Source organism: Kosakonia quasisacchari, assembly GCF_004331415.1.
In the GTDB taxonomy this organism is placed as follows: Bacteria; Pseudomonadota; Gammaproteobacteria; order Enterobacterales; family Enterobacteriaceae; genus Kosakonia; species Kosakonia quasisacchari.
In genome coordinates this window covers 1-504 of record NZ_SJOP01000082.1, presented here as the reverse complement: position 1 = coordinate 504, position 504 = coordinate 1, and the positions used below count along the sequence as shown (strand labels likewise).

Below are 504 nucleotides of genomic sequence, written 5' to 3'. Positions count from 1 at the left end.
TTAAGCCAGTTGCGCGATGCGCGCTGCGTGATGCCGGCGCTGAGCGCGGTTTTGATATCGCCGTTGCGGAAAATAACGCGCGAGAGGCTCAGGCGGTGGGTTTTCGTGTCCCCGGTGGAAACCCACGGAAACCCCTGGTTGAGGATGGTGGTGCGGTAGTTGCTCCAGGCGTAGCTGTAATCCAGCAGGCTGTAACCATACGGAATACTGAGGCCGGCCTGAAAACTCTGCGCGTCATACCCGGTGGCGAAATCGCTGCTGCGCCCGCCGCTGACAAACCATTTATCCGCCAGTCCCAGTAAATTGTTGCCGGTCAGTGAGCCGTTCAGCTGATTTTCACCGGTGCTTTTCTGCCCGCTGTTATCCAGCGACACAGAGGCACTTAACGGAAATTCCGGCGTGGCGGTTAAATTCACGGTGGAATAACCGGGTTCGCTATCCGGCACTATTTCAATCTGTACCGGCTGACTGCGCAGACGGTTAATCTGCTCCATGCCCTGCTCA

1 protein-coding gene is annotated in these 504 nt (G+C 57.1%); it reads right to left on the bottom strand.

Features of this window, described 5'->3' with window-relative positions; all coding sequences use genetic code 11:
• On the bottom strand, positions 1–504 hold a 504-nt coding region (locus E0L21_RS24780), incomplete at both ends, for a ShlB/FhaC/HecB family hemolysin secretion/activation protein (protein ID WP_131413842.1).